Annotated in this window: 19 protein-coding genes; 11 read left to right on the top strand and 8 right to left on the bottom strand. The window is 66.6% G+C overall.

The annotated features are described in order from the left end of the window. The first annotated feature begins 51 nt into the window (after positions 1–51). The 7 genes from RMR04_RS03810 (at position 52) to RMR04_RS03780 (ending at position 9,136) form a co-directional block, all read left to right on the top strand. Positions 52–1,176 (top strand): saccharopine dehydrogenase family protein, encoded by a 1,125-nt coding sequence (locus RMR04_RS03810; protein ID WP_311913051.1) that lies wholly within the window; start codon positions 52–54, stop codon positions 1,174–1,176. A gap of 211 nt (positions 1,177–1,387) precedes the next feature. Continuing rightward, complete coding sequence (locus RMR04_RS03805) at positions 1,388–2,860, top strand: M81 family metallopeptidase (protein WP_311913049.1); 1,473 nt, start codon at positions 1,388–1,390, stop codon at positions 2,858–2,860. An 89-nt stretch (positions 2,861–2,949) separates the two neighbouring features. Beyond that, positions 2,950–4,581 (top strand): amidohydrolase, encoded by a 1,632-nt coding sequence (locus tag RMR04_RS03800; RefSeq protein WP_311913048.1) that lies wholly within the window; start codon positions 2,950–2,952, stop codon positions 4,579–4,581. A 125-nt stretch (positions 4,582–4,706) separates the two neighbouring features. Next, on the top strand, positions 4,707–6,293 hold the full coding sequence (locus tag RMR04_RS03795; protein WP_311913047.1) for an ABC transporter substrate-binding protein: 1,587 nt from the start codon (positions 4,707–4,709) through the stop codon (positions 6,291–6,293). 67 nt (positions 6,294–6,360) lie between these two features. Further along, complete coding sequence (locus RMR04_RS03790) at positions 6,361–7,296, top strand: ABC transporter permease (protein ID WP_311913046.1); 936 nt, start codon at positions 6,361–6,363, stop codon at positions 7,294–7,296. A gap of 14 nt (positions 7,297–7,310) precedes the next feature. Then, positions 7,311–8,132, top strand: a complete 822-nt coding sequence (locus tag RMR04_RS03785; RefSeq protein ID WP_310146830.1) for an ABC transporter permease — start codon at positions 7,311–7,313, stop codon at positions 8,130–8,132. Between the two features lie 32 nt (positions 8,133–8,164). Next, the gene (locus tag RMR04_RS03780) at positions 8,165–9,136 is read left to right on the top strand and encodes a succinylglutamate desuccinylase/aspartoacylase family protein (RefSeq protein ID WP_311913045.1); all 972 of its coding nucleotides are present in this window, start codon (positions 8,165–8,167) and stop codon (positions 9,134–9,136) included. Here the strand turns inward: RMR04_RS03780 and RMR04_RS03775 are convergent, their stop codons facing one another. The 8 genes from RMR04_RS03775 to nagA all read right to left on the bottom strand — a co-directional run bounded on the left by RMR04_RS03775 (position 9,137) and on the right by nagA (position 20,385). Next, the gene (locus tag RMR04_RS03775; RefSeq protein WP_311913044.1) at positions 9,137–9,823 is read right to left on the bottom strand and encodes an AroM family protein; all 687 of its coding nucleotides are present in this window, start codon (positions 9,821–9,823) and stop codon (positions 9,137–9,139) included. 192 nt (positions 9,824–10,015) lie between these two features. Further along, on the bottom strand, positions 10,016–10,981 hold the full coding sequence (locus RMR04_RS03770; protein ID WP_311910089.1) for an IS481 family transposase: 966 nt from the start codon (positions 10,979–10,981) through the stop codon (positions 10,016–10,018). A gap of 85 nt (positions 10,982–11,066) precedes the next feature. After that, positions 11,067–12,737: an OPT/YSL family transporter gene (locus RMR04_RS03765; protein ID WP_311913043.1), complete on the bottom strand. Its 1,671-nt coding sequence runs from the start codon at positions 12,735–12,737 to the stop codon at positions 11,067–11,069. Between the two features lie 53 nt (positions 12,738–12,790). Then, positions 12,791–16,642, bottom strand: coding sequence for a hydantoinase B/oxoprolinase family protein (locus tag RMR04_RS03760; RefSeq protein WP_311913042.1), 3,852 nt, complete (start codon positions 16,640–16,642; stop codon positions 12,791–12,793). A gap of 5 nt (positions 16,643–16,647) precedes the next feature. Then, the gene (locus RMR04_RS03755) at positions 16,648–17,358 is read right to left on the bottom strand and encodes an IclR family transcriptional regulator (RefSeq protein ID WP_244546342.1); all 711 of its coding nucleotides are present in this window, start codon (positions 17,356–17,358) and stop codon (positions 16,648–16,650) included. A 311-nt stretch (positions 17,359–17,669) separates the two neighbouring features. Continuing rightward, the gene (locus RMR04_RS03750) at positions 17,670–18,281 is read right to left on the bottom strand and encodes a 2-dehydro-3-deoxy-6-phosphogalactonate aldolase (protein WP_311913041.1); all 612 of its coding nucleotides are present in this window, start codon (positions 18,279–18,281) and stop codon (positions 17,670–17,672) included. 8 nt (positions 18,282–18,289) lie between these two features. Further along, positions 18,290–19,225, bottom strand: a complete 936-nt coding sequence (locus RMR04_RS03745) for a 2-dehydro-3-deoxygalactonokinase (RefSeq protein ID WP_311913039.1) — start codon at positions 19,223–19,225, stop codon at positions 18,290–18,292. Positions 19,226–19,299: 74 nt separating this feature from the next. Further along, entirely contained in the window at positions 19,300–20,385 is a 1,086-nt protein-coding gene (gene nagA, locus RMR04_RS03740; RefSeq protein ID WP_311913038.1) for an N-acetylglucosamine-6-phosphate deacetylase, read from the bottom strand. A 188-nt stretch (positions 20,386–20,573) separates the two neighbouring features. On the opposite strand from nagA, the gene murA reads away from it, so the two are divergent. The 4 genes from murA to RMR04_RS03720 all read left to right on the top strand — a co-directional run bounded on the left by murA (position 20,574) and on the right by RMR04_RS03720 (position 24,741). Continuing rightward, positions 20,574–21,833: a UDP-N-acetylglucosamine 1-carboxyvinyltransferase gene (gene murA / locus RMR04_RS03735; protein ID WP_311913037.1), complete on the top strand. Its 1,260-nt coding sequence runs from the start codon at positions 20,574–20,576 to the stop codon at positions 21,831–21,833. A 5-nt stretch (positions 21,834–21,838) separates the two neighbouring features. Further along, complete coding sequence (locus tag RMR04_RS03730) at positions 21,839–22,714, top strand: glucosamine kinase nucleotide-binding domain-containing protein (protein WP_311913035.1); 876 nt, start codon at positions 21,839–21,841, stop codon at positions 22,712–22,714. A 366-nt stretch (positions 22,715–23,080) separates the two neighbouring features. Then, positions 23,081–23,974, top strand: coding sequence for an N-acetylmuramic acid 6-phosphate etherase (locus RMR04_RS03725; protein WP_311913034.1), 894 nt, complete (start codon positions 23,081–23,083; stop codon positions 23,972–23,974). Next, positions 23,974–24,741 (top strand): GntR family transcriptional regulator, encoded by a 768-nt coding sequence (locus tag RMR04_RS03720; RefSeq protein WP_311913033.1) that lies wholly within the window; start codon positions 23,974–23,976, stop codon positions 24,739–24,741. Before RMR04_RS03725 ends, RMR04_RS03720 begins: the two co-directional genes overlap by 1 nt. Positions 24,742–24,743 lie beyond the last annotated feature (2 nt).

Genomic DNA, 24,743 nt, shown 5'->3' with positions numbered 1-24,743 from the left:
GATGCCGCGAGCGACCATCGCTCTTAAGGATTGCAGCTGAGGACGAAGACGATGCGGGACGTGGTGGTGGTTGGCGCGGGCAAGATCGGAGCAACGATCGCCGATCTGCTCGGCGGAAGCGGCGATTACCGCGTCATCGTGGCCGATCGTTCCGACGTTCAGCTCGCCGGAATCCGCAAGAGCGCGACCGTCTCGACCCAGACGATCGACATCGCCGATGCCGCTGCCCTGAACCGCCTGCTCGCTGGCCGCTTCGCCGTGCTGAGCGCCGCGCCCTACGATCTGACGACGCTGATTGCCGAAGCCGCCGCCCCGCTCGGCGTGCATTATCTCGACCTGACCGAGGATGTTGCGAGCACGAAGCGCGTCAAGGAGCTGGCTGTCGACGCCAGGGCCGCACTGATCCCGCAATGCGGCCTCGCGCCCGGCTTCATCTCGATCGTGGCGGCCGATCTGGCGCGCGATTTCGACACGCTGGACTCGCTCAAGCTCCGGGTCGGCGCCTTGCCGCAATATCCCTCCAACGCGCTCGGCTACAACCTGACCTGGAGCACGGACGGGATCATCAACGAATATTGCGAGCCCTGCGAAGCGATTGCCAATGGCGAGCATGTCCTCGTCCCAGCGCTGGAAGAGCGCGAGGAGTTCTCGCTCGACGGCGTCACCTATGAGGCCTTCAACACCTCGGGCGGCCTCGGCACGCTCTGCGAGACACTGGCCGGCAAGGTCCGCACGCTGAACTACCGCACCATCCGCTATCCCGGCCATTGCGCCCTCATGAAGGTGCTGCTGCAGGATCTGCGATTGGCCGATCGTCGCGACGTGCTGAAGGACATCTTCGAGAACGCGCTGCCGAGCACCTTGCAGGACGTCGTCATCGTCTTCGTCACGGTGAGCGGCCGCAAAGGCGGCCGCCTCGTGCAGGAGACCTACGCCCACAAGATCTATAGCGGCCTGGTCGACGGCGTGACGCGCAGCGCCATCCAGATCACCACCGCGGCCGGCATCTGCACGGTGCTCGATCTGCTCGCGAATGGAACCCTCCCGCAAAGCGGCTTCGTCCGGCAGGAGGACATCACGCTTCAGGCCTTCCTCGCCAACCGCTTCGGCAAGGTCTATGCCCGGGCACAAGACCATGGCGACATGCCGGCGAGTGAGACCAGCCGCGCCGCCTGACAGAGCGGCGAGCATATCCGCCCGGGCTCGGCAAGCGCCCGAATGCAGGGAGCACATGCACGCAAGGGAATTGGCAGCGACCCGAACGACCAGCCACAAGAGTCGAAAAGGGTATTGGGACAGGAAACGACCAGAGCAGGATGCGAGAAGGCTGGAAGCGGCTTTCGCGTGAAACCTGCTCTTTATCCGGCTCCGGGAGGGCAACGAGGCGATGGGGCGGCGCGTACTGATCGCGGAATTCATGCATGAGACGAACACCTTCAGTGTTCAACTCACCGGCCAGGACGCCTTCGAGGCGCATGGCGTCTATCTCGGCAACGCGATTCCACAAGCGTTTCGTGGCACGCGAACCGCGATGGGCGCAGCCTTCGAGGCCGCCGAGAACTTCGGCTGGAACCTCGTTCACCCGCTGGTGACAGGCGCCAACCCGTCCGGCCGCGTCTTGGACGCGGCTTTCGAGCTCTTCGCCGGCCACATCCTCGACGCCAGCGCCGACGTCGATGGCGTATTGCTGCATCTCCATGGTGCGATGGCGACGGAAAGCTCCGATGATGGCGAGGGCGAATTGCTCGCCCGGCTGCGCAAGCGGCTCGGCCCCGACATCCCGGTTATCGCCGTGCTCGACCTCCACGCCACCCTGACGCAGCTCATGGCCGACAGCGCCAATGCGCTGATCTCCTACCGTACCTATCCCCATATCGATCAGTACGAGCGGAGCTGGCAGGGCGCGCGCTTGCTCGAAAGGGCCATGGCCGGCGAGATCAGGCCAAAGGTCGCAGTCGCCCGCCGCCCGATCCTCTACGCGCTCGACGGCGGCCGCACGACCTCGCCGCCCTTCAAGGAATTGCTGCGCCGGGGCGACGCCCTTGAGGCCTCCGGCGAAGCGCTGGTGGTCAGCGTGCAAGCCGGCTTCTCCTCCGCCGATGTCCACGATATCGGCCCCTCCGTCGCCGTCACCGCCAATGATCGCGGCCGGGCTCAGGCCATCGCCGAGGAGCTGATGGACTATGCTTGGGAGCAGCGGCATTTCTCCTCGATCAGCTTCACACCGCTGGCAGAAGCCATGGCCCGCGCCAAGGCTGGCGAAGGGCAATATGACAAGCCGCTCTTGATCTCGGACTATTCCGACAATCCGGGTTCCGGCGCCTATGGCGACGCGACCAATCTGCTGCGCGCCGTGCTCGATGCCGGGCTCCACAATGTCGGCTTCCACGCGATCCGCGATCCGCAGGCCGCGCTCGCTGCCCAGGCGGCGGGCGTCGGCAACCGGGTCAGGCTCAAGCTCGGCGGCAAGGTCGATCCATCGACGGGCGGCGGGCCGCTCGATCTCGACGCCCATGTCGTGGCGCTGACCGACGGCCACTTCATCGCCTATGGCCCGATGGGCGGCGGCGTCTGGCGCAATTACGGGCTGTCCGCCCTGCTCCGCGTCGATGATGTCGAGATCATCGTGATCAGCCATAACGGCCAGGCGACCGATCTCGCCCAGTTCACCTCGCTCGGCGTCGATCCGGCCCGCAAATCGACCCTGATCGTCAAATCGATGCAGCATTTCCGCGCCGCCTTCGAGCCCGTCGCATGCGAGGTGCTGGAGGTCGACACCGGCGCGCTCTCGACCCGCAACTTCAAGACCCGGCCCTACCGCAAGGTGCGCCGGCCGATCTTCCCGCTCGACGATATCTGACGACGACCGGCCCTGAAGCGCCGGCGACAACAAGGCAATCGGAGGACAGCGATGACCAAGGCGAGCAAGGTGGCAACGAGGTCCCGCCCATGAGCGTGCAGGCCGATATCGTATTGCGGAACGGCCCGATCTGGTGCGGTCGCGAGGATGGCGTCAAGCAGGCGCTGGCGCTCTGGCAGGGCAAGGTGCTCGCCGCGGGCCAGGACAGCGAGATCGCGCCGCTGATCGGCCCCAAGACACGGGTCATCGATCTGAAGGGGCGGCTGGCGACGCCGGGCCTGAACGATTCCCATCTCCATCTGGTCTCGCTCGGGCTGACCATGGACTGGGTCGATTCAAAGCCCGCCGCCGCGCCGACACTGGAGGCATTGCTCGGCGCCATCGCGGCCCGCGCCGCCGCGGCGAAACCCGGCGAATGGATCCTCTCGCGTGGCTACGACCAGACCAAGCTCGACACCGGCCGTCATCCCTTCCGCGAGGAACTCGACCGCGCAGCCCCTGACAATCCGGTCATGCTGGTGCGCACCTGCGGCCATATCGCGATCTGCAACTCGGCGGCGCTCGCACTCGGCGGCATCGACGAGGCCTCGCCGACGCCGCAAGGCGGCCTGATCGAGCAACAGAACGGCCGGCTCACCGGTCTGCTCGCCGAGAACGCCCGTGCCCCGATACAGGCCGCGATCCCGCTGCCGAGCGAGGCCGAGATCGTCGCGGCGATCGAGCGCGCCGGGCATTACCTGCTCTCGCTCGGCATCACCAGCTGCATGGACGCCGCTGTCGGCCAGAAGGCGGGCTTTGCAGAAATCGCCGCCTATCACTGCGCCAAGCGCGACGGCCGCCTGCCGGTGCGCACCTGGCTGACCCTGCTCGGCGACGAAGGCCGCTCGATCGTGCCGCAATGCCATGCTGCCGGGCTGATTTCGGGCACCGGCGACGACATGCTGATGATCGGCGCGGTGAAGCTTTTCCTCGACGGCTCGGCCGGCGGCCGCACCGCCTGGATGAGCCAGCCCTATCTCGGCGAGGACAAGACAACCGGCGTCTGGATGCTGGACGATGCTGAACTCGAGCGCATGGTCATGGATATCCATGCCAAGGGCTACCAGCTCGCCTGCCACGCCATTGGCGACGCCGCGATCGAGCAATTGATCACCGCCTATGAGAAGGCGCTCAAGGCCCATCCCGATCCGGACCGGCGCCATCGCGTCGAACATTGCGGTTTCTCGACGCCCAGGCAGCATGAGCGCATGGTCGCGGCCGGCATCTACCCCTGCCCGCAGCAGGTCTTCATCCATGATTTCGGCGACGCCTATGTCAAGGTTCTGGGACCGGAGCGCGCTCTGCCAAGCTATCCGTTCAGGACCTGGTTCGATCTCGGCCTGAAGCCTGCGACCGGCAGCGACGCGCCGGTCTGTGACCCAAATCCTTTCCCGAACTTCCACGCCATGCTGACCCGCCAGACCTGGCGCGGCACGGTGATGGACGAAGCCCAGCGCGTCTCGATCGAAGAGGCATTGCAGGCCTATACCGAGTTCGGCGCTTTCTCGCAGAAGCAGGAGGCCGTGAAGGGCAGACTCGCGCCCGGTTTCCTGGCCGATGTCGCCGTGTTCTCACGCGACCTGCTGGCGGCAGCGCCCGACGAGATCTTGAAGGACACGCGCTGCGATCTGACGATCCGCGGCGGCGTTGTCGTATTCGAGCGCGTGTCCGCCGCAAGCTGACTGCGCCAAACCAGCCAGGCGCGGAAGGCCGGAGAGATCCGGCCCCAACCGCGCCGGCAAAACGGAAAAGCCGCAGCCAGGCCGATGAGCGGTCCGGTTAGACGGCGCATATGGGAGGATATTCGATGCTCAAGACATTTGTCTTCACGACCGCGCTGACGCTCGCGGCCTTTACGGTCCAGGCACAGGAACCGCGTCGGGGCGGCACCATCCGCTTCACCGCGCCTTATGCGGCCTCCTTCGTCAGTAATGACAGCCACGTCTCCAACCAAATCCAGGACGAGATCTACGGCAAGGCGCTGCACCGCTCGCTCTACAATTGGGATTCGGCCAACAACAAGCCGGTGCTCGAGCTCGCCAAAAGCGTCGAGGTTTCGGCCGACGGCCTCGTCCACACCTTCAAGCTCAGGGACGACGCGCTCTTCCACAATGGCCGCAAGATGGTCGCCGACGACATCATCTGGTCCTTCACGCGTCTGATGGACGGCTCGAAGAGCTATCCTGCCGCGCGCTATGTCCGCCTGCTCAAGGGCGCGATCGATGTCGAGAAGGGCCAGGCCAAGGAGATCGTGGGCCTCAGGAAGATCGACGATTTCACGCTCGAGATGACCTTCACCGAGCGCACCGAGCCCGGCTTCCTCTTCAACTTCGCGACGACCTCGATCTACCCTGCCAAGGAGGCCCAGGCGCCGGACTTCTTCAACAAGCCGATCGGACTCGGTCCGTTCAAATTCGTCGAGCATATCCCCGGCTCGCGCATGGTCTTCGAGCGCTGGGAGAAGTTCTATCAGCCCGGCAAGCCCTATGCCGACAAGCTGGTGATCTCGCCGATGGGAGAGGCTGCCGCCCGCGACGTCGCCTTCCGCAACAAGGAGATCGACGTCTCGATCCTGGGGCCGACGCAATACGTCGCCTACAAGGCCGACCCCAACCTGTCGAAGGGCATTCTCGAGGTCGCCGAGGTCTTCACCCGCAATATGGGCATGAATCCAGGCTTCAAGCCTTTTGCCGACAAGCGTGTGCGCCAGGCGATCAACCACGCCATCGACAGCGAGTTGATCATCAAGCGCCTCGTCCGCGACAAGGCCTATCGCGCCACCGGCTGGCTGCCGCTCTCCTCGCCGGCCTATGACAAGGCGATGCAGCCCTATGACTTCAATCCAGAGAAGGCCAAGAAGCTCCTGGCTGAAGCCGGTTATCCCGACGGCTTCGAATTCGAATGGACCGCGACGCCCAATGAGAGCTGGGGCATGCCGATCGTCGAGGCGACGATCCCGATGCTGGCCAAGGTCGGCATCAAGGTGAAGGTCAAGCCGGTCGAGGGGTCGGCCCTGGGCGGCATCGTCGCGAAAGGCGATTTCCAGGCCTATATCTGGTCGAACACCTCGGGGCCCGACCCGCTGACGGCGATGAAGTGCTTCCACTCGGCGACGCCGCAGAGCGCCTGCAACTACACCACCTACAAGAACCCCGCGGTCGACAAATTGCTCGACGAGGCCGGCACCACCGGCGACGCCGCCAAGCGCCTCGACCTCATCAAGCAGGCCAATGCGATCGTCTATGCCGACGCGCCGGTCTGGTTCTTCAACTACAACAAGGCGGTGCTGGCCTATCAGCCTTGGCTGCACGGCCTGCAGCCGAACGCGACAGAGCTCGCCCTGCAATATTTCGAGGATCTCTGGGTCGACGCCTCGTCGCCGGCGGCGAAGTAACCCTCCCGCGCCAAGTCCCTACGCCCGGCGGCTCGTTCCGCCGGGCGTTCATGGCCAGGAGCTGCCCATGCTGCCCTATATCTTCAAGCGATTGCTGCAGGCCGTGCCGATCCTGCTCGCCGTTGCGGCGCTGGTCTTCGTGATGTTCAGCGTGATCCCCGGCGACTTCGCATCCACACAGTCGTCCGATGGCCGCTCGGCCATCGATGCTGAGGCTGTGGCGCGGATGAACACGCAGTTCGGTCTCGACGAACCCGTGCATCTGCGCTTTGGCAAATATGCCGCGAAACTGCTGACATTGGACCTCGGGACATCCTTCAGAACGCGTCAGCCCGTGATCAATTCACTGTCGGAGCGGATCTGGCCCAGCTTGCAGCTTTCCATGGCCGCGATGCTGTTTGCGATCGCATTCGGCGTCCCGCTTGGCTTTCTTGCCGCTCTCAAGCCCGGCGGATGGGTCGACATGCAGTCGATGGTCGTCGCCGTCTCCGGCCTGTCTCTGCCGCAGTTCTGGCTCGGCCTGATGCTGATGTACACCTTCGCCCTGTTGCTCGGCTGGTTCCCCAGTTTCGGCTATGGCGACGGTAATCCGCGCTATCTCGTGCTGCCGGCTGTCGCGCTCGGCGTGGCGCCGCTGGCCCTGCTGGCACGAACCACGCGGGCTGCCGTGCTCGAGGTGATGAACGCAGACTTCGTCCGCACCGCGCGCGCCAAAGGCAACAGCGAAGTCCGGGTGATGCGCTGGCATGTGGCGCGCAACGCAGCCGTCATCGTGCTGACGACGCTCGGCCTGCAGTTCGGCTCGATCATGGGCGGCGCCGTCGTGATCGAGAAGCTGTTCGCCTGGCCAGGCATCGGGTCGCTGCTGGTCGATAGCGTCTCGTTGCGCGACATACCCGTCGTCCAGGCCTGCATCCTGCTGCTCGTGCTGTTCTTCCTCATCGTCAATATCGTCGTGGACGTGCTCTGCGCGTTGATCGATCCACGCATCAAATACAGCTAGGATCGAGTAAGCCTATGAAATTTAGAGCTAATCTCTGGATCGGCGGCGTGCTTTTCGCAGCTGTGATCGTCGGTGGCACTCTGGCGCCCTGGCTGGCACATACAGATCCGGTCATGGACGCCAACCTGATGAATGCCGAGGTGCCGCCCGGCAGCGAGTTCTGGTTCGGCACCGACGCGCAGGGGCGCGACATCTACAGCCGCGTGCTCTACGGCGCACGCATCTCGTTGACCGTCGGCATCGTCTCGCAGTTAATCAACACCCTGATCGGGGTCGCACTCGGACTATCGGCGGGCTATTGGGGCGGCTGGTGGGATGATTTCGTCAACGGCCTGACCAATCTGATGCTCTCGATCCCTTCGCTGATCTTCGCGCTCGCCATCATGGCGATCCTGCAGCCCGGCCTGACCAGCCTCCTGATCGCGCTCGGGCTGACCAACTGGTCCTATACCTGCCGACTTTCGCGGGCGGCGACGCTTTCGATCAAGCAGCAGGGCTATGTTGAGGCGGCGCGCTCCTTCGGCAGCGGCAATACCCGGATCATGCTCAAACAAATCCTGCCCAATATCGCCGGCCCGATCATCGTCATCGGCACGCTGGGCATGGGCGGGGCGGTGCTGGCGGAGGCTGCCCTGTCCTTCCTGGGCTTGGGCATCCGCCCGCCCTTCCCGAGCTGGGGCTCGATGCTCTCGGATGCGCGCGACCAGATCACCACCGCGCCCTGGATCTCGGTCTTTCCCGGGCTTGCCATCTTCATGACCGTGCTCGGCCTCAACCTGCTGGGCGATGGCCTGCGCGACATCCTCGACCCCCAATCGCAATCGCGCCGCGCCTGAGCGGCCGCCTCCTCAAAGCCGAGACCGAGACCATGACGACGAAACCCAGCCCTGACGCCGCAATCGATCTCGCGCCGCTGGAAAGCCTGTGCTTCCACGGCCTCAAGGCCGGCCCGAAGCTGCTCGTGCTCGGCGCAGTCCATGGCAATGAGATCTGCGGCCCCAACGCGATCGCCCGCGCCATTGCCGACTGCCGGGAAGGCCGGCTGACGATCCTGCGCGGCGAGGTCACCTTCCTGCCCGTCGCCAATCCCAAGGCCTATCGGCAGAACACCCGCGAGGGCGATCGCAACCTCAACCGCGACCTGCGCGAGAAGCCGCTCCCCGCCGATAATGAGGACCGGATCGGCAACCGCCTCTGCGCCCTGCTGCGCCAACACGATGTCCTGCTCGATATCCACTCCTTCAAAGGCGAGGGCGAGCCCTTCGTCTTCTTCGGTCCGGAGAACAATACCGGCGAGCTCGAGGCTTTCCGTCATGCCACGGAGGAGGCGGCCTTCGCCGCCTGCCTCGGCCCCGACATCCTGACCCATGGCTGGCTTCCCATCTATGCCCGCCAGATCGCGGCGCGCGAACGGTTGAACCTGCCGCCGCTCTCGGTCACGGAGGGCTTCGGCACCACGGAATATATGCGCTTCGCCGGGGGCTACGGCGTCACGCTGGAATGCGGCCGGCATGACGACCCCAGCTCGGCGGATGTCGGCCATGCCGCGATCCACAACGCGCTCACACATCTCGGGCTGGTCGATGCGCCGCCACCCGCGCCCTTGCAGCGCACGGTGATCGACATGGTCGATCAGGTGCTCTGCGAAGCAGAGGGCGACCGTCTTGAAGGGATCTGGAAGACCGGCGACCGCATCGCGGCCGGCCAGGTGATCGCGCGGCGCGCCAATGGCGACCCAGTCACCGCAGCCCGCGACGGCTTCACCATCTTTCCCAACGCCACCGCCAAGCTCGGCGAAGGCATCTGCTGTCTCGGCGTGGCGAGCGCGCGCCGCCCGTAATCAGACGATTTCGGAGACCAGCTTCGCGATCAGGCTGTTGGACAGGATGACCGGCAAACCGGAAGCCTCCGCCGCCTCGCGGCGATGGCTCTCGACGAAGCCCATGCAGTCCATCAGCAGGATCTGTGCGCCGCGCTCGGCGAGATCGCGCGCGGCCTCCGCCAGCGCCGGGCTCGGCTCCGCATAGGGAGAGGCCGCGCCATACAGCGGCTCCTGGCCGAGCGCCGCCCATTTGCCGGCTTCGCTGGCGATCTGCTCGGGGATCGGCACGATGATGCCGAGCCGAGCCCCATGCGTCAGGGCCGCGACCGTCGGCGGCAGGATGCGGTCGGGCTCGATCAGGCGCGCCCGCTCGCAGGAGAGCGTCTCGAAATGGCCGGTGCAGAGCATCAGGATCGTGCTGCAGCCCTCGGCCTCCAGCATGGCGAGCTTGGCCTGCGCCGCAGCTTCGGTCTTGCTCCTTTCGATGATGACGGAGCTGCCGTCGAGCAGCTTGGTGATCAGCATCGCCTCGCCCGGGCGGGCTGCGAAATCGCGCTCGATCTCGGCTCTGCTCAAACCGTCGAGCACGCCGGCGTGCCGGCGCGGCGTGCCCGCATCGATGACGGCGTCGAGAATGGGCGTGATGTCGGCGCGCGGCGCCTGGCCAATGGTGAGCGTGCCGAGTTTGCGAGCCGTCATCGTCATGGTGGGATCTCGTCGTTATCGGGCAGTCCGCGCGCCGGGAGGAGCCCCGACGCGCGGACCCCGGCACTGGAGCCGGATGATTTCAGATCGGGTCACGAAGTGATCCGATCTGAAATCTGAATCCGTCTCTCATCAAGGAGTTAGAGCAGGATCGATTGCGAAAAACCGGTTCCCACTTTTTCGCATCCTGCTCTAGCTGTGGAGCCTCAACAGGTTGTCCTGATCGAGAGCGAGTCTGCTGATTGGGGTATTGGCCTGGATACCGCCATGGGGTCGATGCCAGTTGTAATGGTGGAGCCAGCGCGGCAGCTCCTCTGTTCGGCGGTCTGAGTGATCATAGGGCCTGGCGTAGGCCCATTCGCGCAGAGCTGTCTGGATGAAGCGCTCGGCCTTGCCGTTGGTCTTGGGTGTGTAGGGTTTTGTCCGGATGTGCTTGAGCCCGAGATCGCGACATGCGTCGCGGAAAGCGAAGGCTTTATAGCATGAGCCGTTATCGGTCATGACGCGGGTGACGGTGACGCCGAGGCGCTCGTAATAGGCCACCGCCGCCCTGAGGAAAGCGACCGCGCTTATGGCCTTCTCGTCGGGCTTCATCTCGACGAAGGCGAGTCGCGAGGCATCGTCGATGCAGACATGGGCGAACTCCCAGCCGAGGCCTTCGCCGCGTCCGCGCCGGTTGCTCTGGCGGGTCCGGTCCCCGGTGATGCGGTGGCCGACACCGTCGATGCGGCCGAGCTTCTTGATGTCGATGTGGATCAACTCGCCGGGATGGGCGCGCTCGTAGCGGCGCACCGGTTCGGCCGGCTCGAGGTCGCGCATCCGGCTCAATCGCGCCCGCCGCAGGATCCGGCTCACCGTCGCCGGCGAGACGCCAGCTTGCTTGGCGATGGCCTTGCCGCTCAGCTTCTGGCGCCGCAGCGCGAGGATCTGCTCGATCCGTTCGCTCGGCGTCGGGCGATGCAGCCGGTGCGGCCGCGACGAGCGGTCGGCCAGACCTGCCACACCCTCGGCGGCGAAGCGGGCGATCCATTTATCGACGGTCTTCAGGCTGACGCCGACGCAGACCGCGATCTCGGAAGGCCTGTGCCCATCGGCCGCCATCCGCACAATCCGCTCTCGACCCAGCGGTGTCAGACGGGCATTCTTGTGGATGTTCATCCGGTTCCTCCCCGAGGGCTCTGAAGCTTCGCAACCTCAGCTTCCTCGCTCGGGACCGGATGGACAACCTATTGACAGCTCACATCTAGCGCTTGAAGCCCTTCAGCACGGAGTCGAAGAAGCTGAAGATCGCATCGCCCGCGATGACGCCGGCGGCAAAGACCTCCATGTCGCCTTCGCCGCTCGTGCCGCGCAGCTTCTCCCAGATCAACCGGCAGACGATGCCGAACAGCACGGCCCAGCCCGCCATCGGGAAGTTGATCAGCAGGCCGGTCGCGAAGAGCACGCCGATCTGGCGCTTCGGCCCGCCGATGAACTGCAGGATCGCGCCCGGAATCGCCCACATGAACAGTGACCACGCAACGCCCGGAGCAACGCCGGCCTTGATCGTCGCGGCATAGACCTTGTCGACCGGAGCCACGAGGTTCTGGGCGAAATAGCTCTGATAGGAGACCAGGACCACGATGCCGGCGATGACGAAGGCGAACATCGCCGCAAAGAGCTGCTGGCGGCGGCCGTCAAGCTCGAAGGCGGGATCGACGCCATTGCCGCGCAGGATGTAGCCGGCCTTGAGGTCGTAGCCCATATCGGCGAAGGCCGGCCCCGTCGCAGCGGAGAAGCCGACAAGCAAGGCCAGAGCCGGGACGGGGAAGCCGATCAGCATGCCGATGATCAGCGTGATCAGCGCCACTGCGAAGGCCGGGAACCAGCCGGAATGCATCGCCGCCAGGCCGACGATCAATTCATGCACATAGGCCGCAAAGGCCGCATAGAGCACGAACAGGATCAGCATACCGATCGACATGTCGCTCATCAGCCCGCCGGCCACAGCGATGAACACGGCAATCACGAGATAGCCGATGGTGCCCAGCCCGAGCGCCCGGCGTACCGCAGCGTCCGACGTGCCCGCGGCAGCCTCGGCCTTCCGGGCGGCCTCGTTGCGCTGCATCAGCAATTGCACCACCTGGAACAGCGCGACGACACCCGCGCCGATCATGAAGCCGTGAGGGATATAGGCCGCCATCAGATCGCCCTTGGGGATCAGCGTGGCGAAGGTCTCGTTGTTGAAGAGCTGGCCGGAATAGCCGCGCAGCAGCAGGCCGACGCCGAACATCGTCAGGGCCCAGGTATTGCCGATGAAGGCGACACCGAAAGCCGACATCGGAATGCCCGAGACGGCAGTCGAGCCGACGAAGCCGATCGCCGCCAGCGGGATCTTGATGAAGGACACGGCGATGCCGGTGACGAAGCCGACACCCATCAGCACGGCCTTGCGGCCACCCTCGTCACCGGCCTTGATCGCCTCGGCGGCGGCGACGCCCGGAGGCCAGGCTCCGGTCGCCGGGAAGACGCGCGAATCGAACATCCGATAGAGCAGATAGGCGTCGAGCAGCATCGCCATGAAGGCGCCGGCGAACATCGGCAGGACCAGGTCGGGGCGCCCGAGCAGGAAGGGAATGCCGATCGGCAGGAGCAGGCTGTTGGCGGCGCCGAAGGTCGCCGACGAGATCGCGCTTTGCGCCAGGTTCTGCACATGAATCGAGCGGTAGCGCAGGAACAGCCCCAGCGGCAGGCGCGCCAGCGCCATCGCCGCCATTGCGCCGATCAGCGAGGTGTTGGCGGTGACGCCAAGCGACACCAAAAGCTGCATGCCGATGATGGCGCCGAAGACGCTGAGGATGCCGATCAGCACCAGCGTCGCCGGCTCGAACAGGCTCGGGTGCTTCTGCGGCCCCGCCCCGGTAGGTTCAGTCATAGGTAGTCCCCCTCTTTGCCCCTTTCGGGCTTGAACGCCGATTGGCGATGATCTCAGCCGGCGGCAAACGCACCGGACTTGGTCTTCTCCTCGTCCAGCCGTGCCTCTCCGCCCGCGACGCCGTAGTCGCGCCTGGCGGCCTCGGGCGAAACGAAGCCCAGGGCGATGTCGCGGGCGATGGCGTCGGGTGAGCGTTCAGAAGCCGCGCCGTAGCCGGCACCGCCGGCCAGGACGAGCTCGACGATCTCATCGGGATGCATGACCTGGACCAGCTGGCCGGTGCCGACATCCTTGAGCACTTCGCCGGCCTCATTGAGCACGCGGCCCGAAGCGCCGCCGCCCGGCTTGCCGCCGAACAGGCCGGGGATCGGGTTGTTGACGCCTTCCGGATAGAGCGAGACGAGCGTCGGCAGGCCGTCGGCGGCGAGCTTGCGCAGCTTGACGCGCTGGCCGAGGCCGCCGCGCTGCTGGCCGGCACCGCCGGAATCCTGGAGATAGGTCTTCTCGACGACAAGGACCGGGACGCGCGCCTCGAAGGTCTCGATCGAGGTGTTGGCGGCCGAGGTCGGGTAGAGCAAGCCTGATTTGCCGTCGCCATGGGCGGAACCGCCCTGGCCGCCGCCGACGAAGAGCATGTCGGAATAGGTGCTGCCGGCCTCGTCCCGACCATAGACATTGGCCGCCACGGGCAGGCCGGTGAAGGCCTGGACCTGTTTCGGCGCGGCCTGCGACAGCGCCCGGAAGATGTTGGGCGCGATGTACCAGCCGGTGCGGGTGCGCAAATTGACCGCCAGCGGCTTGTCGCAGTTCAGGATCGAGCCCTTGGGCACATCGAGCGTGAAGGCACGGTAGCAACCGGCATTGCCGCGCACATTCGGCGTCAGCATGCATTTCAGCGGGTAGGTCGCATGCGCGCTGGTGTAGTTCAGCGTGCAGTTCAGCCCGCCCTGCGCCAGCTGCGGCGGTGCGCCGGCAAAGTCGAGATGGATGGTGTCGCCCTTCACCGTCAGCGCCAGCGGATAGGTCATCGGCGTGCCCAACGGGTTGTTCGAGACGGTGCCGTGATAGGTCCCGTCCGGCAGCGCCGAGATCGCTTCGCGCATCGCCTTTTCCGAGCGGTTCTGCACGACGAAGGCGAGCGCGCGCAGATCCTGCATGCCGTAATCGCCCATGAAGGACTGCAGGCGCTCGGCCCCGATGGCGTTGGCCGCCACGAAGGAGTGCAGGTCGCCCAACACCTGCTCGGAGTTGCGGACGTTCTCAGCCAGCAGCCTGACCAGCGTCTCGTTGATCGCGCCGGCCTCGTAGAGCTTCATCGGCGGGATCTGGAAGCCTTCCTCATAGATCTCGCGAGCCCGCAACGAGTCCTTGGTGCCACCGATGTCGGAGACATGGCCGACGGTGCCCATCAGGCCAACGACGCGCTCGCCCAGGAAGACCGGCGTGACGATGGCGATGTCGAAGAGATGGCCGGCGCAGAGCCAGGGATCATTGGTGATCAGCACGTCGCCGGGCTTCAGCGTCTCGGCCGGATAGCGCTCCAGCAGCGCCTTGACCGCGCGCGGCAGCGTCAGGTTGAACACCGGCATGGCACGCGGGCTATGCGCCAGCGTCTCGCCTTCCGGATCGAGCAATTCGCAGGCGAAATCCTGCGATTCCGAGATCACCAGCGAGAAGGCGGTGCGGCAGACGGTCAGCCACATCTCCTCGACGACGTTGACGAGGCGGCTCCACATGATCTCGAGCGAGATCGGATCGGCCTCAATGCGGCGCGCCGCTTCCGCCATCGGCATGTCGGCGGTGATGCTGACATCGGCCGCGCTGGTGCTGGCGACGCTGATCAGCAGGTTCAGGACCTCGTCGATCGCCACCGTGTCGCCGGGCGGCACGATCGTCGTCGCCTCGCGCTCCTCGATGATGGCCGGTCCGCTGATGTGGTCGCCGGGGCGCAGCGCATAGCGGTCATAGACCGTGGCCTCGCTCCAGCCGGTTTCGAACCAGGCCTGGCGGCTGCCCTTGACCTTGGCGCTGGCCTCGGCCCCGCCGGCAGCGCCGGAGAACGAGAGCGTCGGCGCGGGGCCAATGCAGCGGACGCGGAAATTGATCGCCTCCAGCCGCGCGCCCTCATAGACCGAGGTGTAGCGGGCCGAATAGGCCTTGGCGAAGGCGGCGCGGATTGCCTCCAGGCTCGACGCGTCGATCGTCCCGGCTGGCAGATCGACCGCGATATCGTGCATCTGGCCGACGAGGCGCATATCGGCCGAGCGCTCGACAGCGATGTCGACCGGTTTCACGCCGGCTTCGAGAAGGTGCTTGCGCCCTTCCGCCTCCAGATCGGCCAGCATGGCGTTGACCGAGGTGGCGTCAAACCCCTCCGCGAATTCGACCGGCAGCGAACGGACGAGATCGAAGGACAGCGGCGCGGCCAGGAAGCCGAGCGCGGAAGCCGCGCCCGAGGCCGGCGGGATGATGACCTGGCTGACGCCGAGCACACGCGCGACATCGACGGCATGCGCCGGACCCGCGCCGCCGAAGCCGACCATGGCGTAACGGCGGGGATCCTTGCCCTTCTCGACGAGATGGACGCGGGCTGCGGCGCCCATGCTCTCGGTCACGACCTTATGGATACCCCAGGCAGCCTCCTCGATGGAGAGGCCGAGCGGGGTCGCGATCGAGGCCACGGCCTTGCGCGCCGCTTCCAAGTCGAGCGCCATGCGCCCGCCGAGGAAGAAGCCTGGATCGTAATAGCCGAGCACGAGATTGGCGTCGGTCACGGTCGGCTTGGTGCCGCCCATGCCGTAGCAGGCCGGGCCCGGATCGGAGCCGGCCGAATGCGGACCGACCTTGAGCAGGCCGACCTCGTCGATCGCCGCGATCGAGCCGCCGCCGGCACCGATCTCGATCATGTCGATGACGGGCGCCTTGATCGGCAGGCCGGAGCCCTTGGCGAAACGGTTGACGCGCCCGGCCTCGAGCATCGGCGCGATCTCGGCGCGGCCGTCCTCGATCATGCAGGCCTTGGCGGTGGTGCCGCCCATGTCGAAGGAGATCACATCCTTGTGGCCGGCAAGCTCGCCGAACAGGGCGGTGGCCAGCCCGCCGCCCGCCGGGCCGCTCTCCAGCAGGCGGATCGGGAAGGCGCGCGCCGTCTCGGGCGAGACCAGGCCGCCGGCCGAATGCATCAGGCGCAGCGCACCGGCAAATGAACGGGCCGCGAGTTCGCGCTGCAGCCGCTCGAGATAGCGCCCCATCAAGGGCTGGACATAGGCATTCGCGGCGGTGGTGACGAAGCGCTGATATTCCCAGATCTCGGCGACGACCTCGCTCGAGATCGAGACGATCAGCTCCGGGAAGGCCTCGCGGACGATGCGACCGGCCTCGCGCTCATGGGCGGTGTTGCGATAGCTGTTCAGGAAGCAGATCGCGACCGCTTCGCAGCCGGCGGCAGTAAGTTCGCCGGCAGCCTTGCGCACGGCCTCCGCGTCGAGGGCCGTGACGACCTTGCCGTCGCGATCGATGCGCTCAGTGACTTCGAGCCGATGCTCGCGTGAGACCAGCGGCTCCGGGAAGGTCAGGAACAGATCGTAGATGTCGTAGCGCTGCTCGGTCCCCATTTCGAGGATGTCGCGGAAGCCCTGGGTGGTGATCAGCCCGAGCTTGGCGCCTTTGCGCTCGATCACGGCATTGGTCACCAGCGTCGTGCCGTGGACGATATCGCCGATATCCGCCAGCGTGATTCCGGCCATGGCGACGAGTTCCTCGAGGCCGATCAGAGCCGCCTCGGACGGGTCGTGGGGCGTGGTCAGGCGCTTATGCAGCCGGACCGAACGCTCCTGCCCGTCATAGAGGATGAAATCGGTGAAGGTGCCGCCGATGTCGAAGCCGATGCGCCAACGCGTGCTCATGGAGCTCACTCCGCGATAGAGGATGAGAGGGGGATGAAGCGGGGATCCTTGGTGATGGCGGCGATCTCGGCCGCCCCCTGCCCAAGGGAGGTGATGATGGCGGCCCGCTCGGCCGCGCTGGCCATCGCTGCCGGAAAGGAAATGCAGAGCGCGACCTCGTCGCCGCTGACGGGATCGCCGACCGCGACCGAAATCGCGCCGACGCCACGGACGGCTTCGTCCTCGGATTCGGCATAGCCGCGGGCACGCGCCGCCGCGAGGCGGGCGAACAACTCGTCGAAACCCTGCGGCGCCGTGGCCGATGGCGGGGTGAAACCGCCGGCATAGAGGCGGCGGATCTCGTCATCGGGCAGCCGCGCCAGCAAAGCCCGGCCGGTGCTGGAGGCAAAGGCCGCGATCCTGTCGCCGATCGCTGTGACCACCCGCAGCGCATGGCGGCCGGGATGGGCGGTAACGCCGATGATATCGGTGCCCTGGCGCACGCTGATATAGCCGGTATGGCCGATCTCGGCCGAGACTCGCGCAACGACCGCGTCGGCGCGATCGATCAGGGAGGCAGAGAAGCGATAGACCTGCCCGGCCTGATGCAGGAGCACGCTGGGCCGGTAGCGCTTGCTGTCGCCGACCGTTTCCAGGAGCCCCGCATCCCGCATCGTCCGCAGCAGCCGCGACGCGTTGCTTTTCGGCATGTCGAGCAAAGCAACCAGATCCGTCACCGTCACATCGTGACGCGTGCTGGAGAAGCAACGAAGCACATCAGCGGCTGCGAGCAGGATGGACAATCGAGCGCATCTCAGAAAGTTCCATTAAATGGAACTTAAGTTGCAATAACAGGAACATATACGCCGCTGCGATCGGGAGTCAATCGAGCCATGGCAGCCCGACATGCCCCGCTCGCCCGCGGCAATGCTTTACACAGGCAGCCACATGCAAAAGCCGCGCGAGGAAGCGCGCGGCTCTGCAAAAATCGTCGTGGGAACAGCGGCCCGAGCGGCGGGGCTGCGTAGCTAACGCCAGGCCTATCGCGTCAAGCCGATACCTGGGCGAAGGCCTGCGCGGTGGCACCGATCTGTTCGCGCGTCATGCCCGGCTTGTAGAGCGCCGAGCCGAGACCGAAGCCGCCTGCGCCAGCCTTGCGATAGGCCTCGACCTTGTCGGGGCTGATTCCGCCGACCGGGACGAGCAGCGTCCCCTGCGGCAGCACGGCGCGCCAGGCGCCGACCACGGCAGGCGGCATCTGCTCGGCCGGAAACATCTTCAGCGCATCGGCCCCGTTGGCGAGCGCCGCGAACGCCTCTGTCGGCGTCGCGACGCCGGGCACGCAGGTCAAGGCGCGCTCCTTGGCGGCGCGCACGACCGCCCCATCGCTATGCGGCATCAGGATCAGGCGTCCACCGGCCTGCTCGACAGAAGCCACGGCCTCAGCGCTCATCACCGTGCCCGCGCCGATCAGGATGTCGGGAAAGGCGCGCGCCAGCGCCTCGATGCTGCGCAGCGGTTCGGGCGAGTTCAGCGGCACCTCGACAATGCGAAATCCCGCCTCGACCAGTTCCGCGGTGAGGCCCACGACCTCGTCAGGCTTCACGCCGCGCAGGATGGCGATGAACGGAAAGGCGCGGAGCGCATCGTGAAAGCTCATGCTGGACCTCAGGCGATCAAAGCGTTGCGGCGGGCGATATCGAACAGGCCGAGAAAGGCCGCGTCATCGATCCAGGCGCTGTCGATCCCGGCGGCCTGGAGGCAGAGCCGATAGGAGCGCGCCAGATCCTCGCGGCAGATGAGCTGAACGGGGCCGGGGGCATGCCCCCCGATCAGCGCCTTCGCCTCGCGCACCTCCTCCCCGATCAGCAGGCCAGAGAGATAGCTCGGCAACTCTTCGCTGGTGAAGCGGTGGAACAGCCCGGTCGTCCTGACCGAGAATAGCCTGTGCAGCAGCGCACCCGATTCGTCGGAAAGCGCGAGCCTGCTACCGGCTTCGAAGGCTGCGGGAGCGAAAGGCGGCTCGCTGTCCTCCGGCATCAGCTTGCCCAGGATCGAATGCCGCTTGAGCAAGCCGTAGAGCTCGCCGGTCATGAAGGTGTGGAAGCGCGCGATCTTCCCCTCCTCGACCACGACCCATTTGCTATGCGTGCCCGGCAGCACGAAGACGCCGCTGCCTTGCCCGTTGAGGCCCATGCCGCCGAAAACCTGGACCTCCTCGCCTCGGATGACATCCGGCGCCGACCCGGCCTGATCGCTGACGAGGCCCGGCACGAGGCCGATCCGGCCGCGCCCTTCCACCTCGATATAGGCGATGCCGCGCGCCAGATCCTCAAAACTGGCGGGGCAAGCGACGTAAGCCGCCTCGCGCCAGCCCTGGCGGCTGCCGACCATGCCCGAGGCCAGGACGGTCGCCGCGGGATGGCGGTCGAGCCAGGGGCCGAACAGGCTCTCAAAACGCTCGGCATAATCGCGCCCCAGCATCGCCATGACACCGTCGCCTGATTGCAGCCGGTCGAGGATCGTGCCGTCGCGGTCCATCAGCGCCGCCCGCAGCGACGAGGTGCCCCAGTCAATGGCGATCAGATGCGAGGCTGGGCTCATGGGCGTAAAGGTCCGGCGCAAAATCAGGCGGCCGGAGTTATGCAGCCTGCGGGCGAAGCCGCAAGCACGGATCGTCAGGGCCGGCCATCGATCCAGGTCGCGAGCACGCTTGTCGCATCAAAAGCGACAAGATTGGCCCGGAAGCCAGGCGCGATCCGTCCAAGCTCCTTGTCCAGCCCGAGAAAGCGCGCCGGCGTCCGCGAGGCCATGATGAGCGCATCCTCGATCGTCACGCCCATCAGCCTGACCGCATTGCAGACCGACTCGATCATGCCGATATGCGCGCCCGCAAGCGTGCCTTGCGCATCGGTCAGGCGCCCGTCTTTCAGGGTGATAATGCGGCCATGCAGCAGGAAGGATGCCTTGTCGGAGCCGACAAGCGACATCGCATCGGTGACCAACATCAGCCTGTCGCGCCCCGTCGCACGGAAGGCGGCGCGCAGATTGACCGGGTCGACATGCAGGCCGTCGCAGATGATCCCGGCGAAGAGGAGTTCATCCGCCAGCGTTGCGCCGACGACGCCGGGCGCACGCGGTGTCATCTGCGACATCGCATTGAAGAGATGCGTCACTCCCGTCGCGCCATCGCCCACAGCAGCCGCGACCTCGGCAGCGGTTGCATCGCTATGGCCGATCGCGATGCGCAGGCCCGCAGCAGCGAGCCGCTTCAGGACGGCCCCGTCGACCTGCTCCGGCGCGAGCGTCAACAGCGAACGGCCCACCATGCCGAACCGCGTCAACAGCGCGATCTCCGCCTCGCCCGGCTGGCGGATATGCGGCAGTGGGTGGATGCCCTTGCGCCCCGGATTCAGAAAGGGCCCTTCGAGATGAAAGCCCAGCACGCCCGGGACCGCCAGCGCCTCGCCGGCGATCGCAGCGAGCGCGGTCAGCCGGCGCGGCGCGTCGGTGATCAATGTCGGCAACAGCCCCGTCGTGCCAAAACGGCGATGCGCAGCAGCCATCGTGCGGACCGTCTCCACCGACGGATCGTCATTGAGCAGGAGGCCCCCGCCGCCATTGACCTGGATGTCGATGAAGCCCGGCGCGAGCAGGCTGCCGGCGGGCAATTGCCTTGCAGGCAGCCCCGCTGGCGCCTCGTCCGGCTCATGCAGCGCAACGATGAGGCCAGCGGCGATCTCAACCGAGCACGGTCCCAGCATCCGCTCGCCGTCGAAGAGCTGCGACGCCGCGATCAGATGGGGGCCTTGCCAAGACGGAGAGGGATCGCGATGCAAGGGCTGAGGACCGTTCGCGCGGCGCGATGCCGCTTTGCTGTGATCTTGCTTGTTGTGGTCTTGTCTTGACAAGACCAGTATAACACCATTCAGCTCATCACAAGAGGAAGCTCATGGATCGGCTCAGGATCGTCGGCGGCAAGCGGCTGGAAGGCGCGGTGACCATCGCCGGCGCCAAGAATGCGAGTCTGCCCCAGATCGCGGCCGCTCTTTTGAGCGACCAGCCGCTGACGCTCACCAACCTCCCGGCCGTGAGCGATATCGACAACATGCTGGCGGTCGTCCACGCTCATGGCGCGACGGTCACACGCCATGATCTCCATTCCGCCACGATCGACGCTGGTGCTGCCAATGGCGGCGAGACGCCCTACGACACCGTCCGACGCATGCGCGCGACCGTGCTCGTGCTCGGCCCCCTGCTCGCGCGCTTCGGGGCGACGCGGGTCTCGCTGCCCGGCGGCTGCGCCATCGGCGCGCGCCCGGTCGACCTCCACGTCAAGGCCTTGATGGCGCTGGGCGCCAGGATCGAGATCGAAGGCGGCACGATCGTCGCCGAGGCGAAGGCGGGGCTGAAGGGCGCACGCATCGTGCTCGGCTCGCCCTCGGTCGGCGCGACCGAGACCGCGATGATGGCGGCGACCCGCGCCAAGGGCGAGACCGAAATCGTCAACGCGGCGCGCGAGCCGGAAGTCGCCGACCTCGCCGATTGCCTGATCGCCATGGGCGCGCGCATCGAAGGCGTCGGCACGCACCGCATCCTGATTGCCGGCGATACCGACTTCCGCGCAACGCAACACCAGATCATCCCAGACCGCATCGAGACCGGCACCTATGCCATCGCCGCCGCCATCACCGGCGGCCAGCTCGAATTGACTCATGCCAGGCTCGAACAGATGGCCTCGGTCGCACAGGTGCTGGAGGCAGCCGGCGTCAGGATCTGGCCGGGCGATCGCGGCCTGATCGTCTCCGGCGATGGTGCCCTCACCGGCGTCGACATCAGCACCGAGCCCTATCCGGGTTTCCCGACGGATCTGCAGGCGCAGTTCATGGCCCTGATGACGCAGGCCACTGGTGCGGCGATGATCCGCGAAACCGTGTTCGAGAACCGGTTCATGCATGTGCCGGAGTTGCAGCGACTCGGCGCCAATATCGCGCTGCAGGGCACGACCGCGCTGGTGCGCGGCCGCTCGCCTCTCAGGGGCGCGCAGGTGATGGCGACCGATCTGCGCGCCTCGGTCTGCCTCGTTCTGGCAGCGCTGGTCGCCGAGGGCGAGACCATCATCAACCGCGTCTACCATCTCGATCGCGGCTATGAGCAGCTCGACGTCAAGCTCCGCCGCTGCGGTGCCGACATCACCCGATTGAAGGATTGAGCGCGGTGTCGGGCCAAGCACGTCATTATCTGGGCGTCGATGGCGGCGGCACGGGCTGCCGCGCGCGGCTTGAGACAGACACGGGCGAGGTGCTCGGCCAGGGTCTGTCGGGACCGGCGGCGACGCGGTTCGGCATCGACAAGGCCTGGGCCTCGATCATGACGGCGGTCGAGGCCGCCTTGCAGGAGGCCGGTATTGCCGGTGAGGCGCGTGGCGCCATCCGCGCCGGCATCGGGCTTGCGGGGCTCGGCCGCAAGGGCGCGCTGGAGGCTCTGCAGGCCCTGCCCCACCCCTTCGCCGGCATCGCTTTCACCAGCGACGGCTTCGCTGCCTGCCTCGGCGCGCATTCCGGCCAGGACGGCGCGATCGTGATCGCCGGCACGGGCTCGATGGGAATCGGCCGCGTCGGAGAGCGCGAATTGCGTGTCGGCGGCTATGGCTTCCCGATCTCGGACGAAGGCAGCGGCGCCGATCTCGGCCTGCAAGCCGTCAGGCTCGCCTTGCGGGCCCATGACGGCCGCCATGAACGCACCGCTTTGCTCGGCGAGGTGATGCAGCGCTTCCAGAACGAGCCGGCCGAGGCTGTCGCCTGGATGGACCGCGCCACGGCGACGGATTACGCGACCTTCGCTCCCCTGGTGATGCGCCATGCCAATCAGGGCGACGCGGCCGGCCGGCGCATCGTCCAGAGCGCGGCCGAGCATGTCGACGGGCTCGTGCGCGCTCTGTTCGACCAGGGCGCGCCACGCGTCACGCTGCTCGGCGGCCTGTCGAGCGCGATCGAACCCTGGCTCTCGCCCGATGTCCGCCATCGCCTCAAGCCCGCCGACGGCGATGCAGTCTCGGGCGCGATCATCCTGGCGAGAACGACGGCAACTTAGGCTTGATGCGTCCTCGGACGCCCGCGGTGATCACGCCAGTGCCGAGCCAGACGGACAGCGGCCGCATCCTTCGGAAGAAGACATAGCCCCGAGCAGCCCCGGCCCGCAGCAGGAAGACCAGCCCGGCTTGAGGCGACGGCCAAACGAACTGCACGACAAGGACAGGCGTCAGCACCAGCGCGACCAGTGCCGGTCAGCGGCGCCATGCCGAGCCAGGCGGCGACGAAGGGAAATCGGGCGACCAGGCTCTCCATCGCGATGCTTCACACTCGGCCGGGGCGGATTGGCGATTGCGGTAGCCTGGACTAATTGGTATCTCTGATTTCGTAAAAGGCATTTAACTGGTATCTTGAGAGCCTGCCGCAAATGGCGACCGAAGACGTCGATCCCCGATTCACCGATCTCGACGCCTGGCCCTTCGCCAGCGCCATGGAAGCGATGTGGGACGGCCAGATGGCCGCTGTCGCCGCTGTCCGCAGCGCCCTGCCCGCACTGACCGCAGCAGCGGCTGCAGCAGCCGAAGTCCTCGGCGAGAACGGGCGGTTGGTCTATGTCGGAGCAGGCACTTCGGGCCGCGTCGCGGTGCAGGACGGCGCCGAATTGCCGCCGACCTTCGATTGGCCGCTGGAGCGCATCGTCTTCGCCATGGCCGGTGGCCAGGACGCCTTGATCTCCAGCGTCGAAGGCGCCGAGGACGACACCGCCGACGGCATCCGGCGCATGGAAGAAGCGCGCATCGGCCCTGCCGATGTGGTGATCGGAGTCGCGGCCAGCGGCACGACGCCATTCACCGTCGCGGCGGTCCAGCGCGCGACGGAGCGCGGTGCGGTGACGATCGGCATCGCCAACAATGCCGGCGCGCCTTTGCTGGCAGCGGCGCGGTTTCCGGTGCTGGTCGAGACCGGCAGCGAATTGATCGCGGGCTCGACCCGGATGAAGGCCGGCACCGCCCAGAAGGTCGTGCTCAATCTGATCTCGACCGGCATCATGCTCCGGCTCGGCCGCGTCTATCGCGGCATGATGGTCAATATGCGTACCGCCAATGCGAAGCTGAAGCTGCGGGCGCAGCAGATGGTCGCGCGCATCGCCGGCTGCGATGTCGAGGAGGCCGCCGCTGCGCTGCAGATCACGCATGGCGACATCAAGCTCGCGACACTGGTCGTGCTCGGCTATACGCCCGAGACGGCGGCCGGCATTCTCGCGCGCAGCGGCGGCAATCTGCGCGTCGCGCTCTCCGATATCGCCGACGAGGCGCTCTGATGCTGCGCATCACCAAGGGCCAACTCATCGAGGCGAGCCCGACGCCGCTCTATCTGCAGCTGGCCGAATTGATCCGAACCCAGGTCCGCGACGGCGCGATCAAGACCGGCGACGCGCTGCCCTCGGAGCGCGAACTATCGGACGCAATCGGGATTTCGCGCGTCACCGTGCGCAAATCGCTGGAGGTGCTGCTGCGAGAGGGCCTGCTCTCGCGCAAGCATGGTTCGGGCACCTATATCGCGCCGCGCATCGAACAGCCGGCGGCGCTGCTGGCCGGGTTCTCGGCCGACATGGCGATCCGCGGCCATGCTGCGGGCTCGATCTGGGTCGAGAAGGCGACCGGCCTGCCCACGCCCGACGAGGCCATGGCGCTGGCGCTGTCGCTCGACCAACCCGTGCATCGCCTGACGCGCGTGCGCACCGCCGATGACGAGCCCCTCGCGATCGAGCGCGCCGTCATCCCCGCGCGTCACCTGCCCTCGCTCGACGAGGTCGGCATCTCGCTCTACGCCGCGCTGGAGGCGCGCGGCGCCAAGCCCGTGCGCGGCCTGCAGCGCCTGCAAGCCTCGCTCGCGACCGCGCCCGAGGCGAAACTGCTATCCGTGCCGGTGGGCGCCGCCATCCTGCGGATCGAGCGCCGCGGCTTCCTGCCCAATGGCACGCCGGTCGAGTTCACTCGCTCGGCCTATCGCGGCGACCGCTACGATTTCGTCGTCGAGGTCCGCGAATTGCGCAGCGAGGGCGTTAAACTCGAGAGCGCGATCTGACA

The organism is Bosea sp. 685 (assembly GCF_031884435.1).
Classification (GTDB): Bacteria; Pseudomonadota; Alphaproteobacteria; order Rhizobiales; family Beijerinckiaceae; genus Allobosea.
The sequence above is the reverse complement of the archived record's forward strand: the minus strand, read 5'-3'. Positions and strand labels throughout refer to the sequence as shown.

Bases quoted from the DNA above. Each gene is read 5' to 3' on its own strand.
- RMR04_RS03810 (WP_311913051.1), top strand. From the start codon at position 52: ATGCGGGACGTGGTGGTGGTTGGCGCGGGCAAGATCGGAGCAACGATC.
- RMR04_RS03805 (WP_311913049.1), top strand. From the start codon at position 1,388: ATGGGGCGGCGCGTACTGATCGCGGAATTCATGCATGAGACGAACACC.
- RMR04_RS03800 (WP_311913048.1), top strand. From the start codon at position 2,950: ATGAGCGTGCAGGCCGATATCGTATTGCGGAACGGCCCGATCTGGTGC.
- RMR04_RS03795 (WP_311913047.1), top strand. From the start codon at position 4,707: ATGCTCAAGACATTTGTCTTCACGACCGCGCTGACGCTCGCGGCCTTT.
- RMR04_RS03790 (WP_311913046.1), top strand. From the start codon at position 6,361: ATGCTGCCCTATATCTTCAAGCGATTGCTGCAGGCCGTGCCGATCCTG.
- RMR04_RS03785 (WP_310146830.1), top strand. From the start codon at position 7,311: ATGAAATTTAGAGCTAATCTCTGGATCGGCGGCGTGCTTTTCGCAGCT.
- RMR04_RS03780 (WP_311913045.1), top strand. From the start codon at position 8,165: ATGACGACGAAACCCAGCCCTGACGCCGCAATCGATCTCGCGCCGCTG.
- RMR04_RS03775 (WP_311913044.1), bottom strand. From the start codon at position 9,823: ATGACGATGACGGCTCGCAAACTCGGCACGCTCACCATTGGCCAGGCG.
- RMR04_RS03770 (WP_311910089.1), bottom strand. From the start codon at position 10,981: ATGAACATCCACAAGAATGCCCGTCTGACACCGCTGGGTCGAGAGCGG.
- RMR04_RS03765 (WP_311913043.1), bottom strand. From the start codon at position 12,737: ATGACTGAACCTACCGGGGCGGGGCCGCAGAAGCACCCGAGCCTGTTC.
- RMR04_RS03760 (WP_311913042.1), bottom strand. From the start codon at position 16,642: ATGAGCACGCGTTGGCGCATCGGCTTCGACATCGGCGGCACCTTCACC.
- RMR04_RS03750 (WP_311913041.1), bottom strand. From the start codon at position 18,281: ATGAGCTTTCACGATGCGCTCCGCGCCTTTCCGTTCATCGCCATCCTG.
- RMR04_RS03745 (WP_311913039.1), bottom strand. From the start codon at position 19,225: ATGAGCCCAGCCTCGCATCTGATCGCCATTGACTGGGGCACCTCGTCG.
- nagA (WP_311913038.1), bottom strand. From the start codon at position 20,385: ATGCTGGGACCGTGCTCGGTTGAGATCGCCGCTGGCCTCATCGTTGCG.
- murA (WP_311913037.1), top strand. From the start codon at position 20,574: ATGGATCGGCTCAGGATCGTCGGCGGCAAGCGGCTGGAAGGCGCGGTG.
- RMR04_RS03725 (WP_311913034.1), top strand. From the start codon at position 23,081: ATGGCGACCGAAGACGTCGATCCCCGATTCACCGATCTCGACGCCTGG.
- RMR04_RS03720 (WP_311913033.1), top strand. From the start codon at position 23,974: ATGCTGCGCATCACCAAGGGCCAACTCATCGAGGCGAGCCCGACGCCG.